At 64.2% G+C, this 14,754-nt stretch carries 11 protein-coding genes; 9 read left to right on the forward strand and 2 right to left on the reverse strand.

Annotated features, from left to right (window positions below; translation table 11 throughout):
• Nucleotides 1-34: 34 nt before the first annotated feature.
• The 6 genes from rsxC to LPW30_RS04320 all read left to right on the forward strand — a co-directional run bounded on the left by rsxC (nucleotide 35) and on the right by LPW30_RS04320 (nucleotide 7,294).
• Entirely contained in the window at nucleotides 35-1,669 is a 1,635-nt protein-coding gene (rsxC, locus tag LPW30_RS04295; RefSeq protein ID WP_239680175.1) for an electron transport complex subunit RsxC, read from the forward strand.
• Nucleotides 1,670-1,754: 85 nt separating this feature from the next.
• Nucleotides 1,755-2,801, forward strand: a complete 1,047-nt coding sequence (gene rsxD, locus LPW30_RS04300; RefSeq protein ID WP_025282457.1) for an electron transport complex subunit RsxD — start codon at nucleotides 1,755-1,757, stop codon at nucleotides 2,799-2,801.
• A gap of 4 nt (nucleotides 2,802-2,805) precedes the next feature.
• Nucleotides 2,806-3,516 carry an electron transport complex subunit RsxG gene (gene rsxG, locus LPW30_RS04305; RefSeq protein ID WP_239680176.1) on the forward strand — a complete coding sequence of 237 codons (711 nt, stop codon included), beginning with the start codon at nucleotides 2,806-2,808 and terminating at the stop codon, nucleotides 3,514-3,516.
• The gene (locus tag LPW30_RS04310) at nucleotides 3,509-4,201 is read left to right on the forward strand and encodes an electron transport complex subunit E (RefSeq protein ID WP_025282459.1); all 693 of its coding nucleotides are present in this window, start codon (nucleotides 3,509-3,511) and stop codon (nucleotides 4,199-4,201) included. Before rsxG ends, LPW30_RS04310 begins: the two co-directional genes overlap by 8 nt.
• 20 nt (nucleotides 4,202-4,221) lie before the next feature.
• Nucleotides 4,222-4,854 (forward strand): endonuclease III, encoded by a 633-nt coding sequence (nth, locus tag LPW30_RS04315; protein WP_025282460.1) that lies wholly within the window; start codon nucleotides 4,222-4,224, stop codon nucleotides 4,852-4,854.
• A gap of 145 nt (nucleotides 4,855-4,999) precedes the next feature.
• Nucleotides 5,000-7,294, forward strand: coding sequence for a sensor domain-containing protein (locus tag LPW30_RS04320; RefSeq protein ID WP_239680177.1), 2,295 nt, complete (start codon nucleotides 5,000-5,002; stop codon nucleotides 7,292-7,294).
• 6 nt (nucleotides 7,295-7,300) lie between these two features.
• Here the strand turns inward: LPW30_RS04320 and LPW30_RS04325 are convergent, their stop codons facing one another.
• Nucleotides 7,301-8,026, reverse strand: a complete 726-nt coding sequence (locus tag LPW30_RS04325) for a flagellar brake protein (RefSeq protein ID WP_025282462.1) — start codon at nucleotides 8,024-8,026, stop codon at nucleotides 7,301-7,303.
• Nucleotides 8,027-8,222: 196 nt separating this feature from the next.
• On the opposite strand from LPW30_RS04325, the gene LPW30_RS04330 reads away from it, so the two are divergent.
• The gene (locus LPW30_RS04330) at nucleotides 8,223-10,979 is read left to right on the forward strand and encodes an EAL domain-containing protein (RefSeq protein ID WP_239680178.1); all 2,757 of its coding nucleotides are present in this window, start codon (nucleotides 8,223-8,225) and stop codon (nucleotides 10,977-10,979) included.
• Here the strand turns inward: LPW30_RS04330 and LPW30_RS04335 are convergent.
• Nucleotides 10,951-12,684 carry a SulP family inorganic anion transporter gene (locus LPW30_RS04335; protein WP_025282464.1) on the reverse strand — a complete coding sequence of 578 codons (1,734 nt, stop codon included), beginning with the start codon at nucleotides 12,682-12,684 and terminating at the stop codon, nucleotides 10,951-10,953. The genes LPW30_RS04330 and LPW30_RS04335 overlap by 29 nt on opposite strands.
• A gap of 234 nt (nucleotides 12,685-12,918) precedes the next feature.
• On the opposite strand from LPW30_RS04335, the gene LPW30_RS04340 reads away from it, so the two are divergent.
• Complete coding sequence (locus LPW30_RS04340) at nucleotides 12,919-14,331, forward strand: form I ribulose bisphosphate carboxylase large subunit (protein WP_025282465.1); 1,413 nt, start codon at nucleotides 12,919-12,921, stop codon at nucleotides 14,329-14,331.
• Nucleotides 14,332-14,382: 51 nt separating this feature from the next.
• Nucleotides 14,383-14,727, forward strand: coding sequence for a ribulose bisphosphate carboxylase small subunit (locus LPW30_RS04345; RefSeq protein ID WP_025282466.1), 345 nt, complete (start codon nucleotides 14,383-14,385; stop codon nucleotides 14,725-14,727).
• Nucleotides 14,728-14,754: the final 27 nt, after the last annotated feature.

A 14,754-nucleotide genomic window follows, 5' to 3' on the forward strand; every position in this document is an offset into this window, starting at 1 on the left:
GACCGATGCCCCGTTTCGGTTACAATCGCACCCGATGACATCAACCCCACACAAACTCTGGCGTTTCAATGGCGGCCTCAAGCTGCCCGACCACAAGGCCGAGAGCACGCAAGAAACCGTGTTCAAGGCACCGCTGGCCGAGTACCTGACCCTGCCCCTGCGCCAGCACATCGGCGAGATGGCACAACCGGTGGTGAAGGCTGGCGACAAGGTCTACAAGGGCCAGATCATCGCCCGCTGCGACACTTATGTGGGCGCCCACATCCACGCCCCCACCTCCGGTCGCGTGCGCGGTATCGAGGAACACCCGGTGCCGCACCCCTCCGGCCTCACCGCCCCCTGTGTGGTGATCGAGGTGGACGGCGACGAGGACTGGGGCGAGCACCGCATGCCCCCCATCGAGGACCTGCAGAACCTGGATCCGGCTCGCCTGCGGCACCGGGTGCGCGAGGGTGGCCTTGTGGGCATGGGCGGCGCCGCCTTCCCCTCGGCGGTGAAGCTCAATCCCCGCCCGCAGCAGACCATCGACACCCTGGTGGTCAACGGCGCCGAGTGCGAACCCTACATCACCTGCGACGACATGCTCATGCGCACCCGCGCCGACGCGGTGATCCAGGGGCTGCTGCTGGTCAAGCGCACACTGCAGCCCCGCCAGTGCCTCATCGGCATCGAAGACAACAAGCCCGAGGCGCTACGCGCCATGACCGAGGCCCTGGGCGGCGAGGAAAACGACAACATCCGCATCGTCGCAGTCCCCAGCATCTACCCGGCCGGCGGCGAACGCCAGCTCATCCGGGTGCTCACCGGTCGCGAGGTGCCCAGCGAGGGCCTGCCGGCCGACGTGGGCGTGGTCTGTCATAACGTGGGCACCCTGGCCAACATCTACCGGGCAGTGATCCGCGGCGAGCCCCTGATCTCCCGCATCGTCACCGTCACCGGCAGCGGCGTGCAGCGCCCCCGCAATCTGCGGGTGCCCTTTGGCACCCCCATCAGCCATCTGGTAGCCCATGCCGGCGGCTACAGCGACGACGTGGAGCGGCTCATCATGGGCGGCCCCATGATGGGCTTTGCCCTGGCCAGCGACCAGGTGCCCATCATCAAGGGCACCAACTGCATCCTGGCGGCCAAGGGCGAAGAGGTGGATCCGCCCGGACCCGTGATGCCCTGCATCCGCTGCGGCGAGTGCGTGCGCGTGTGCCCCGCCAACCTGCTGCCCCAGCAGCTTTACTGGTTCACTCGGGCGCGGGATTTCGACAAGGCCCAGGACTACAGCCTGTTCGACTGCATCGAGTGCGGCTGCTGCGCCCATGTGTGTCCCAGCAACATTCCCCTGGTGCAGTTCTACCGCTTCGCCAAGAACGAGATCTGGTCCCAGGAGCGGGAAAAGCAGGAGGCGGATGCCGCCCGGGTGCGTCATGAGATGCGTCAGGAACGCCTGGCCCGGGAAAAACGGGAAAAGGCCGAACGCATGAACCGCAAGAAGCAGGCCCTGAACGACAAACCCGCCGAAAACAAGGCCGCGGACACGGGCAGCGACCCCAAGAAAGCCGCCATCCAGGCCGCCCTGGAACGGGCTCAGGCGAAAAAGGCGGCCCAGGGTGCCGACACCACTCCGCCCGACCAGGGCAAGCCTCCCTCAGACACCCGGACACAGGAAAAAACCCGGTGAACCGCAGCCCGGTCGCCCCTGGATCCCGCGCCTTGGTGCGGGCCGGCGGGTGATCGGGCCGCCTCATTGAACAAGACGGCCACTGATGCGCTTCAAGACCTTCACATCCCCCCACATGAGCCCGGCCCGCAGCGTCAACCGGGTCATGCGACAGGTACTGTATGCCCTGGTGCCCGGCACCGTGGCCATGGCCTGGTTCTTCGGCTGGGGGGTGCTGGTCAATGTCGTGCTGGCGGTCACCGTGGCCCTGGCCGCCGAGGCATTGATGCTGATGGCGCGCCGGCGCCCCGTGAAGCCCTTCGTCACCGACCTGTCGGCCGTGGTGGCCGGCTGGCTGTTTGCCCTGGCCGTGCCACCGCTCACCCCCTGGTGGATCACCCTGATCGGCGTGGGCTTTGCCATCGTGGTGGCCAAGCACCTGTATGGCGGCCTGGGCTACAACCCCTTCAATCCCGCCATGGTGGGTTACGTGGCGGTGGTGATCTCCTTCCCCCGGGAGATGACCCTGTGGCTGCCCCCCTCCACCCTGGCGGAGATGGCCTTCAGCCTGCCCCAGACCCTGCAAGCGATCTTCCTGGGGCAGCTGCCGGCGGGGCTCACCTGGGACATGATCACCGGCGCCACGCCGCTGGACCGCCTGCAGACAGAACTGGCCATGGATCGCAGCCTCAGCGATATACAGGCCTCGCCCTTCTTCGGCGCGGTGGCTGGCCGCGGCTGGGAGTGGATCAACCTGTTCTTCCTGCTGGGCGGCCTGTGGCTGATCCGGCGACGGGTGATCACCTGGCATGTGCCGGTGGCCATGCTGGGATCGCTGGCGCTGATCTCCGGCCTGTTCTGGCTGATCAACCCGGAGGTGTACGCCTCCCCCCTGTTCCATCTGTTCAGCGGCGCGGCCATTCTGGGGGCCTTCTTCATCGCCACCGATCCGGTCTCGGGCAGCACCACCCCCATGGGGCGACTGGTGTTTGGCGCCGGTGTGGGCATCCTGGCCTACGTGATCCGCGCCTGGGGTGGGTATGCCGAGGGGGTGGCCTTCGCCATCCTGCTCATGAACATGATGGCGCCGACCATCGATCACTACACCCAGCCCAGGGTCTTCGGCAAGACTCCGGCGCGCAAGGAGGGCTGAGGGGATGTCGCGCAACATCATCATCTCCACGGTCCTGCTGGCCCTGTTCGGCCTGGTGGGCACCGCCCTGGTGGCCCTGGTCTTCGAGGGCACACGGGAGCGCATCGACGCCAACATCGAGGCGGCCACCCTGGCCAGTCTCAACGAGATCCTGCCGGCGGACCGCTATGACAATGCCATCCTGGAGGACACCATCAAGCTCTCTGATCCCCTCCTGGGTGGAGACGACCGGCTGGTGTACCGGGCTCGCCGGGAGGGCGAACCAGTAGCGGCGGTGTTTTCGGTGGTGGCACGGGATGGTTATTCCGGCAATATCCACATTCTGGTGGGCGTACAGGACGACGGCGATGTGGCCGGCGTGCGTGTGGTCAGTCACCGGGAAACACCGGGACTTGGGGATGATATCGAGGCGGCGCGTTCCGACTGGATCCTCGACTTTGACGGCCGCTCCCTGGGTGACCCGCCCCAGGAGGACTGGGCGGTACGGCGCGATGGCGGTATCTTTGACCAGTTCACCGGTGCCACCGTGACCCCCCGGGCCGTGGTGCGGGCAGTGCGCAATACCCTGATCTATTACGAGAACCATCGCGAACAGGTCTTCGAACCCTTGCCGGAGGCGCAACAACCCTCCGACGAAGAAGACGCCGCAATCGGCGACAGCGCCGACAACGACGAACCACACACTGATGCAGAGCGGGGCGAGATCGATGAGTGATGTTTCCTATCGCCGGATCATTGCTGATGGCTTCTGGTACAACAACCCGGGACTGGTGCAGCTGCTGGGGCTGTGTCCGCTGCTGGCCATTTCCGGCACCGTGGTCAACTCCCTGGGCCTGGGCCTGGCCACCACCCTCACCCTGATCGCCTCCAATCTGGCGGTCTCCACCATCCGCAACTGGGTGCGCCCCGAGATCCGCATCCCGGTCTACGTGCTCATCATCGCCTCGGTGGTCACCGCCATCGAGCTGTCCATGAACGCCTATTTCCATGAGCTCTATCTGGTGCTCGGGATCTTCATCCCGCTGATCGTCACCAACTGCGCCATCATCGGTCGCGCCGAGGCCTTCGCCTCCAAGAACACACTGCCACGGGCCTTCGTGGACGGCCTGACCATGGGCCTGGGCTTCACGGCGGTGCTGGTGGCCCTGGGGGGCATGCGCGAGGCCCTGGGCCACGGCACCCTGTTCGACCAGGCCCACCTGATGTTCGGCGAGGCCGCACGCGGTCTCACCATCACCCTGGTGGAGGACTACCGGGGCTTTCTGCTGGCCATCCTGCCCCCCGGGGCCTTCATCGGCCTGGGCCTGCTGCTGGCCATGAAGAACTGGATCGACGATCGGCTGGAGCGCCGCCAGGCCCGGCGGCGCGAGGCGGTCACCCTGAAGGAGGCCGAGGCCTAGGCCTGCCCTGCACACGCCCCATGAACAACCAGAAACGCCGGGAAATCTTCACCCGCTGGCGTGACGCCAACCCGGAACCCACCACCGAACTGGACTACACCACCCCCTTCGAGCTGCTCATCGCCGTGATCCTCTCGGCGCAGGCCACCGACAAGGGGGTGAACAAGGCCACCGCCCGGCTGTTCCCGGTGGCCAATACCCCGGAGGCCATCCTGGCACTGGGGCTGGAGGGACTGAAGACCCATATCCGCACCATCGGGCTTTACAACGCCAAGGCGGAAAACATCCTCAAGACCTGCCGCATCCTGGTGGAACAGCACGGCGGCCAGGTGCCCAGGGAAAGGGCCGCCCTGGAGGCCCTGCCCGGCGTGGGCCGCAAAACGGCCAACGTGATCCTCAACACCGCCTTCGGCGAGCCCACCATTGCCGTGGATACCCACATCTTCCGGGTGGCCAACCGTACCGGCCTGGCCCCGGGCAAGACCCCGCTGGCGGTGGAACAGCGACTGCTCAAGGTGGTGCCCGCCGAGTTCCGTCGCGACGCCCATCACTGGCTGATCCTCCATGGCCGCTACACCTGTTTGGCACGCAGCCCCCGCTGTGGAACCTGCCTCATCGCGGACCTGTGTGATTACAAGGACAAAACCCCCTAAGGGCACATTCACCCGCCCGGCGGTCATGTCGACACATGGAGAAGTGCCGTGGTTTGTGCCACACTCCTCGGGTCAGATTTTGGTCAGGACTCTCCAGGATGCGAGATTCGAGGGACAGACATAAACGCTCCGCGGCGGCCATGGCATGAGCACCATCGACCCCCGGACGGAACGTACCCGGTTTCTCTACAACGGGTTGACCGCCTCACTCCCGATCAGCCTGTTTGCGGGGGTGATACTGGCCTGGGTGCACTGGAGCCTGGTTTCGCCTGCCCTGATCCTGACCTGGCTCGCCCTTCTCGCGGGTGCCACGGCCCTGCGGGCCAGCCTGCTGTATCGATTCCGACGCGCCGAGCGCCAGGGACGGCAGCAGGGTCGAATCTGGCTGATCCGTTTTCGACGCGGCGCGCTGGCCATGGGGCTCGCCTGGGCCGCGGGCGCGGCAATCCTCAGCCAGTCCGGCGACACCCAGGCCCAGTTCTTCCTGGCCTTTGCCATGGCCGGCATCAGCGCGGGCGTGATGATCGCCCTGGCCACGGACCGCCTCTCCGCTCTGCTGATCATCGGCCCCATGCTGCTGTCCTTGGGGATCGCCCTGGTGTTGCCGGGAGAGGGGCTATCCCCCATGGCCGGCGCCATCGTCCTGCTGTTCCTGCTCTTCGTGGCCCTCATGACCGGGCGCATCCAAGCCAGCTTCGAGGATAATTTCCGGCTGCGCCAGCAGGCGGAGTCGCAGCGGGGAGTCATTCGCGACAACGAACTGCGCTGGCGCTTTGCCCTGGAAAGCAGCGGCCAGGGCCTTTGGGACTGGGACATGATCAGCGGCCATGTGTATTACGCCCCCCGCTGGGCCCGGATGCTGGGCCATGAGTCCGCGGAACTGGAACCGGTACTGGGCACCCGCGAGGGACGCATTCACCCGGATGACCGGATGAGCGTGCATGCCCAACTCAACGCTCACCTGCGCGGCGAAACCGCCCTCTACGAAGCGGAATACCGCATGCGCCACCGGGAAGGCCACCACGTATGGGTGCACGACCGGGGGCAGGTGATTGAGCGCAACCCCAGCGGCAAGCCCGTCCGCATGATCGGCATCCAGGAGGATATCTCCCGTCGGAAACGGGTGGAGCATTCACTGCACGAGGAGCGCCAGTTGTTTGCCACAGGCCCGGTGGCCTTGTTCATCTGGGAAGCTGTGGACAACGGGCGGGTCCTCTATGCCTCCGAAAATGTCCATGACCTGCTGGGCTATACCCGAGCGGAACTGCAGGACCCGCGCTTTAACTATGCCGACCTGATACACCCGGAAGACATGGGGCGGGTGCTGAACGAGCTCCAGGGCCACATCCGCGGCAAAACCCATCAGTTCGAGCAATCCTACCGTTTGCGCCACAAGGGCGGGTATTACCGCTGGTTCTACGATATCACCCGACCGGAACGGGACGAGGCTGGACGGCTGCAACGCATCCGCGGCTATGTGTTCGACCAGACCCGTCTCAAGGAGATGGAAACGGCCCTGGCGGACAGTGAGCGAAAGAATCGCGCGCTCCTGGAGGCCATGCCCGACCTGGTGCTTCGGTTCAACAGCGAGGGGCGCTACCTGGACTGGCACTCGGGCAACACTGCCCTGCTCTATGCGCAGCCGGACCGCTTCATTGGCAAGACCCTCACCCAGGTACTGCCGGAAGAGGCCGCCTGGGCGCTCTTCGAAGGCATTCATTCCGTGCTGCTCCATGGGCGGATGCGCCGTGTGGAATACAGTCTGGACATCGGCAACGCGACCCACCACTTCGAGGCCCGCCTGGTGAAACTCAATAACGACGAAGTAGTGGCGGTGGTGCGTGATGTCACCACCCAGAAGCAGGCGGCCGAGCGCATGGGTCAGCTGGCTTACTGCGATGCCCTCACACAACTGCCCAACCGCCGCCTGCTGATGGAGAACATTCGCCATGCCATGGCGGCAGGGCAGCGCTCAGGGCAACACGGTGCCCTGTTGTTCCTGGATCTGGATCACTTCAAGGCCCTGAACGACACCTATGGGCACGCCATCGGCGACCTTTTGCTTCAACAGGTTGCCGGGCGGTTACGCGAGGCCGTGCGGGAAGCGGATACGGTGGCCCGCCTCGGCGGGGACGAATTCGTGGTGATGCTGGAAGACCTGGAACTGATTGAGGAAGAGGCCCTGCAACAGGCCCGGCATGTGGGCCAGAAGATCCTGGATGCCCTGGGTCAGCCCTATGATCTGGAAGGCATGGAGTATCATTGCACCCCCAGCATCGGTATCACCCTGTTCCATGGCCGACGACTGGATGTGGAGGAGCTGATGCGCCGGGCGGATCAGGCCATGTATCAGGTGAAGAAAACGGGGCGCAATGGCATGCATGTCTTCCATGCCAGCACCACCCGACTACTGCAGTTCCCCACCCAGGACAGGCATTAGCCACGCTCAGGTGCGCTTGGCGGCCTCGCACTGCAGGTCCATGATGAAGCGGTTGAGCATCCGCTCTGCGCTCAGGCTCAGAAAACCGAACTCCAGGCCCACCCGGTAGAGGTCATCCCGCCCGGTGTGGCGCTGCGCGTTGCGCAGCACAGCATCGATATCCCGCCAGCGATGGGGGCCTATCGCCAAGGACTGAACCACCACGGCGCTGCCCACCACCGGCAGCGGTTGCTCGTCGGGCTCCCAGTCCAACCCAATACCCTGGATGGACAGGTCTACCGGCCGGCCCGTATGAAGAAACTCCTGACCCGTTTCCTCGTCGCGCTGAGTCCATATCACGCGTGCCTCCATGCTCAGGGGGATGTTCATGCGAAAGGCGCCGCGGCGCTGGCGGTAATCCACCTCTTCGGGCCACTGACATACGAGGGCCTGCAGATCTCCATCCTGGATCAACCGCTCCAGAATCACCTCAAAATACACCGGCACACCGCGCAGCGAGCCACGTACCCGCAGCGGCATGCCTGGCGCGAGCAGTTTGACCAACTCTTCGTTGTTGGGGGCCTCCAGGGCCAGTTTGCCGCTTTCCAGGTCGGTTTCCAGCATCTGGGTCACGCCCTGCAGACGCTTTGGTGTGCCCGTGAGGGTGAGCAGGGATCGGCCCTTGATCAGTTCCCGAAACAGGGAATGCTGACGGCGATGGTTGCGGATCAGGGTGGAGGCGGGATCGGACATGAAAAATTTGCCTGCTGGCAAAACGAGAGGGGCGATCATGATAACATTCGCAACCTGATTCGGCCGCCCTGGACCGACGCGCCACCCTCCCCGTGACAGGAGTCGACCCACAAGGGGCAACCCGCTGGGCCGGGCACGTGTCCGCACGGCGATCCAGACCCAGCCAATCGGGCACTTCTCCCGGACATTATCGCCGATGCAACTGTGGCACGAACATTTTCAGCAGATCGTCGAGGAGGCCTCCGATGCCATCCTGCTGCTGGACACCAACGGCACCATCCGTTACGCGAACCCCGCCGCAGCCCGACTGTTCGGGCAGGCACGGGAGCAACTGGAAGGGTATGACTTCGGTTTCGTGGTGGTTCCCGACGAACCCACCGAGATCGAGATCCCGCATCGCCAAAAGGGCGTGATCTCCGTGGATGTGCGCACCGTGCCCATGCAGATGGGCGCGGACAGGGTCTCTGCGGTGTATTTGCGGGATGTGACGGATCGCAAGCGGGCCGAGCAGGCGGCTCGCGAAAAGGATGCCATCTTCGAGAATCTGCTGCAAAAGGTGCCGGATATCGCCATCCAGGGCTATTGCATGGACGGCAGCGTGTTCTACTGGAACAAGGCCAGCGAAACCATCTACGGCTACACCGCCCGGGAGGCGTTGCAGGGTAACCTGCTGGACCTGATCATTCCCGACACCATGAAGGCGCAGGCGCGCAAGGCACTGCGGGTGGTCAAGGCCGGCGGCCCCACACCAGCCTCAGGCCCGCTCACCCTCAAGCGCAAGGACGGCACCCCGGTGCAGGTTTACTCCGTACACACCACCCTGGAAAGTGGCACGGATGACCTGCGCCTGTTTTGCATGGATGTGGACCTGACCGAGAAGAATCGCGATCAACTGCGCCTCCAGGAAGCCATCCAGGCCGGCAACATCGGCCTGTTCGACTGGGATCTCCATACCCATGAGGTCTTCTACTCGCGGGAGTGGAAGCAGCAACTGGGTCATGAAGACCGGGAGATTGGCAATAGCTACGAGGAGTGGAGCACTCGCCTGCACCCGGAGGACAGACAAGCCTCCGAGCAACGTGTGCGCGAGTTCCTGGCCAACCCCCGAGGCCGCCTCGTCTACGAGACACGCATGCGGCACAAGGATGGTTCCTACCGCTGGATTCTCGCGCAGGCCTCGTTGATCCGGGGTGCCGACGGCCTGCCGGCCCGCATGGTGGGTTCCCACCTGGACATCACCGAACGTCACGCCACGGAGGAGAGCCTGCAGCGCCTGGCCTTTGCGGTGGATCAAAGCCCGAGCATCGTGGTAATCACCGACACCCAGGGCCATATCCAGTACGTCAACCACCAGTTCTGCAACGTCACGGGCTTTAGTCTCGAGGACGTCTCGGGCCTGTCTGCCCAGGATCTGGGCAGCACACATCCGCCTGGGATCGAGGACAGCCGAGTGTTTTCCATCCTCTCCGAAGCGGGCCTTTGGGAAGGGCAATTCCGTAACGTCAAGAAAAACGGCGAAGTCTACTGGGAGCAGGCCTGCATCTATCCCATTCGCAATACTCAGGGGGAAATCACCCATTACATCAAGCTGGCCGAGGACATCACCGACAAGAAGCAGCTCAGTGAACGCCTGGATTTCCTGGCCTTTCACGACCCGCTGACCGGCTTGCCCAATCGGGAACTGCTCATAGACCGCCTGACTCAGGCCATGGCCATGGCCCGCCGGGACCGCCATGTCCTGGCGGTGGCCTTCCTGGACCTGGATGACTTCAAGGTGATCAACGATTCGCTAGGCCACGAACAAGGCGATGCATTACTGGTCCAGGTGTCGCAGCGACTGCGCGAGCACCTGCGCGAGGGGGATACGGTGGCCCGGTTCGGCGGTGACGAATTCCTGCTGCTGCTGAGCAACCTTCACAAGGCCCAGGACCTCATCCCCGTGGTGGAACACCTGCAGGAAGCCTTCAGTCAGCCCTTCACCCTTGGGGATACCCCGGTGGTCATCAGCTTCAGCATCGGCATGGCCGTGTTCCCCCACGATAGCGAACGACCGGAGGAATTGATTCGCCATGCCGACGCCGCCATGCATCGAGCCAAGACCCAGGGGCGACGCTCCTACAACTTTTACACCCGGGAACTGGACGAGCAGCTTCAGGACCGCATGCAACTGGAACAGGCCATGCGCCAGGGTCTGGAGAACCAGGAGTTTTTCCTTTGCTACCAGCCCCGCGTGGAACTGAGCACCGGCCGCATCATCAGCCTGGAGGCCCTGGTGCGCTGGAACCATCCGCAGTGGGGCCTGGTATCACCGGGCCGCTTCATCCCCCTGGCCGAGGAAACCGGCTTCATCCTGGCCCTGGGCCCGGAGGTGCTGCGTCTGGCCTGCCTGCAGATACGACAGTGGGATGAGCAAGGCATGCCCGCCGTGCCGGTGGCCATCAACCTGTCAGCCCGGGAGTTCCACCAGCCGGACATTCTGGAACGTACCCTCACCATATTGGAGCAGACGGGTGTCGAGCCGGCACGCATCGAGTTTGAAATCACCGAAAGCGCGGCCATGAGTTCCGTGGAGCGCACCATCGAAACCCTCGCGCTGATGAATGCCCGGGGCTTTCACTTCTCCATCGATGATTTCGGCACGGCCTACTCCTCGCTGAACTATCTCAAGCGTCTGCCGGTACAGGCCGTCAAGATCGATCAGTCATTCGTACTGGACCTGGAAGACAACCCCGAACTGCATCCGGAGGACTCCGCCATCATCCGGGCCATCATCGGCCTGGGGCACACCCTGGGCCTGGAGGTGATAGCCGAAGGTGTGGAAACCCCGGCCCAGCGGGATTTCCTGATCCGGCACGATTGCCAGGTTGGCCAGGGTTTTCTGTTCAGCCCTGCCGTGCCCGGGGAACAGATCCGGTCGATGATGCTCAAGCAGGTGGCGCAGCGCCCGAAATAGGCTGTGGCCCAGGGCCTTGTTCATCCGGGCCGGATGACCCACCCCCGTTGATCGCCGCCAATGCCTTCTCCAGGGCCTGCTTGCGTTCATCCACCCAGCCGTCGGCCCCCACCAGTTCACCGAAGCCCAGCTTTTCCAGACGCTCCCTCGGCTGCCCCCGGGCACCCGCCACGAAGAGGGGCACGTCGCGGTTCAACAGCCCCCTCAGGGCCGCATCCAGGGCCACCGAAGTGGTCACCCCCAGGTGGGGCACACGACTCAGATCCACCACCACGGCCTGGGCCGCCTCCAGCTTGTGCTGCTGTCCCCGGATGGAGGCCGCGGCCCCGAATACCAGCGGTCCGCTCAGGTGCAGCATCTTCACCCGCCCGCTCCCCAGGGCAAGCAGGGCACGCTCCTCGGTGGTGATGTCGCTGTCACTGGCATCATCGTCCCCCTCGCGGCTGGGTGGCAGGGTGCACACCCATTCCGACTGCACATCCGCCAGGCGGCGGATGGTGAGGATATTGGCCACGAACAGGCCGATGGCCACCGCCATGATCAGGTCCACGAACACGGTGACACCGATCACCCCATAGAGGATGAAGGCCCCCTTGAGGGAGACACGGTGGGCCCGGCGCAGGAAACGCCAGTCGATGATGTCCACGCCCACCTTGACGGCAATCCCCGCCAGCACCGCCAGCGGGATGCTGGCGGTCAGGTCCGCGGCCCAGATCACCACCACCGCCAGCAAGGCCGCCCGCACCAACCCCGACAAGGCGGTGCGGCCGCCCGACTGGATATTCACCACCGTGCCCATGGTGGCACCGGCACCCGGCAGACCGCCGAACAGGCCGGAGGCCATGTTGCCCAGGCCCTGGCCCACCAACTCCTTGTCCGAGTTGCTGTTCTTGCGGGTGAGGTTGGAGGCGATCACCGAGGTCAGCAGGGCATCCACCGAACCCAGCAGTGCCAGCACCAGGGCATCCACCACGATGATCTGCCACTGGGCAGCGCTGAACACCGGCAACTGCAGTTGCGGCAGCCCCGTGGGGATCTCGCCGATCACCCGCAGGTCCTGGTTGCCCAGCCAATAAACCGCCACGGCCGTGCCCACCACCAGGGCCACCAGCGGCGCCGGGAGGAAGCGCTTGATCCGGGCCGGCATGAGAAACAGCACCGCCAGAGTCAATCCCGCCAGCAGCAACTCCCAGGGGTCGATGGCCCGCACCAGTTCCGGCAACGCGCTGAGGCTGCCGAGCACGCCGCCCTCCGGGGTGGCATGACCCAGCAACCCAGGAAACTGCAAGATGATCAATATGATGCCGATGCCGGACATGAATCCGGAGACCACCGTATAGGGCATCATGGTCACGTAACGCCCCAGACGCATGGCACCAAAGGCGATCTGAAACACCCCAGTGAGCATGACCACCGTGAAGGCCATGGCCAGCCCCTGTTCCGGATCGGCGGCAATCAGCGAGGCGATCACGGCGGTAAAGACCACCGTCATGGGCCCGGTGGGCTCGGAGATCAGGGTGGGCGTACCACCGAACAGGGCGGCGAACAGGCCGATGAGGACGGCACCATAGAGCCCCGCCTCGGCGCCGGCGCCGGAGGCAACACCAAAGGCCAGCGCCATGGGCAGTGCCACCACCGCCGCCGTCACACCGCCAAACAGATCGCCACGCAGATTATTGAGGCGGATCTCGTTGAATAATTGCATCGCAGACTCCGCGTCGGGGACGGGTATCATTATCGACGCGCAATGACCGTGGCAATAATCGAAGTTTCCTAGGGAGGGCATCGACTGGAGTCTATAGGTTACCTATAGACTCCAGTCGATGGATACGATCGAAACAAATGATTTATTTCAATCCCCCCGCTTGGTGTAGCTTCTTGTGGAAAACGTATCTCCCGCCCTGCACGGCGGACAGGGCACACACCACAGGAGCCGACCATGAGCAAGACGTACGACGCGGGCGTTAAAGAATATCGAGACATGTACTGGACGCCGGACTATGTCCCCCTGGACACGGACCTGCTGGCCTGTTTCAAGGTGACCGGCCAGCCCGGCGTGCCGCGGGAAGAAGTGGCCGCTGCGGTGGCGGCAGAGTCCTCCACCGGCACCTGGAGTACCGTATGGTCGGAGCTGCTCACCGATCTGGAATTCTACAAGGGCCGCGCCTATCGCATCGAGGACGTGCCTGGCGACAAGGAGTCCTTCTATACCTTCATCGCCTATCCCATAGATCTGTTCGAGGAAGGCTCCATCGTCAACGTGCTCACCTCCCTGGTGGGTAACGTGTTCGGGTTCAAGGCGCTGCGTCACCTGCGACTGGAGGATATCCGCTTCCCCATCGCCTACGTCAAGACCTGCATGGGGCCGCCCAGCGGTATCCAGGTGGAGCGGGACAAGCTCAACAAGTATGGTCGTCCCCTGCTGGGCTGCACCATCAAGCCCAAGCTGGGACTCTCCGCCAAGAACTACGGCCGTGCCGTTTACGAGTGCCTGCGCGGCGGTCTGGACTTCACCAAGGACGACGAAAACGTGAACTCGCAGCCGTTCATGCGCTGGCAAAACCGCTTCGAGTTCGTGGCCGAGGCGGTGGCAGCCTCTCAGCAGGAGACCGGTGAGCGCAAGGGGCATTACCTGAACGTGACCGCCCCCGATCCGGAAGAGATGTATGCCCGGGCCGAATTCGCCAAGGAACTGGGCCAGCCCATCATCATGCACGACTACATCACCGGCGGCTTCTGTGCCAACACCGGTCTGGCCAAGTGGTGCCGCAAGAACGGCATGCTGTTGCACATCCACCGGGCCATGCACGCCGTCATCGACCGTCATCCCAAGCACGGCATTCACTTCCGCGTACTGGCAAAGTGCCTTCGCCTCTCTGGCGGCGACCACCTGCACACCGGCACCGTGGTGGGCAAGCTGGAGGGGGATCGAGGCTCCACCCTGGGCTTCGTGGACCTGCTGCGTGAGTCCTTCATCCCGGAAGACCGCTCCCGGGGCATCTTCTTCGACCAGGACTGGGGCTCGCTGCCCGGCGTCTTCGCCGTGGCATCCGGCGGCATCCATGTGTGGCACATGCCGGCCCTGGTCACCATCTTTGGCGACGACTCGGTGCTGCAGTTCGGTGGCGGCACGCAGGGGCACCCCTGGGGCAACGCCGCCGGCGCTGCTGCCAACCGGGTGGCGCTGGAGGCCTGCGTCAAGGCTCGCAACGAAGGCCGGGAGATCGAGAAGGAGGCCCGCGATGTGCTCAGCGAGGCGGCCCGCCACAGTCCGGAACTGGCCATCGCCATGGAAACCTGGAAAGAGATCAAGTTCGAGTTCGAGACCGTGGACAAGCTGGACCAGGGCTGATCCGCCCGGCTTTCACCGCAACCGGCCCAGACGCAAAGAGGAACCTAGACCATGCCATTCCAGAACACCATGGGTGACTACCAGACCCGCCAGACCCTGGAAACCTTCGGTTTCCTGCCTGCCCTCACTCAGGAGGAGATCTTCGATCAGATCGCCTATGTCATCGCCCAGGGCTGGACGCCCAGCATTGAGCACATCCACCCCAGTCAGGCCATGAACCACTACTGGCCCATGTGGAAGCTGCCGTTCTTCGGCAGTGTGGATCTGCAGCAGGTGGTCAACGAGCTGGAGGCCTGCCACCGAGCCTATCCTGATCACCACGTCCGCTTCACCGGCTACGACAACTACACCCAGAGCCAGGGCTCGGCGTTTGTGGTGTTCGAGGGTCGTCGCTAAGACGCGGGTTCCAAGGCAGGGGGGTCA

Source organism: Ectothiorhodospira variabilis (assembly GCF_022227625.1).
In the GTDB taxonomy this organism is placed as follows: Bacteria; Pseudomonadota; Gammaproteobacteria; order Ectothiorhodospirales; family Ectothiorhodospiraceae; genus Ectothiorhodospira; species Ectothiorhodospira haloalkaliphila.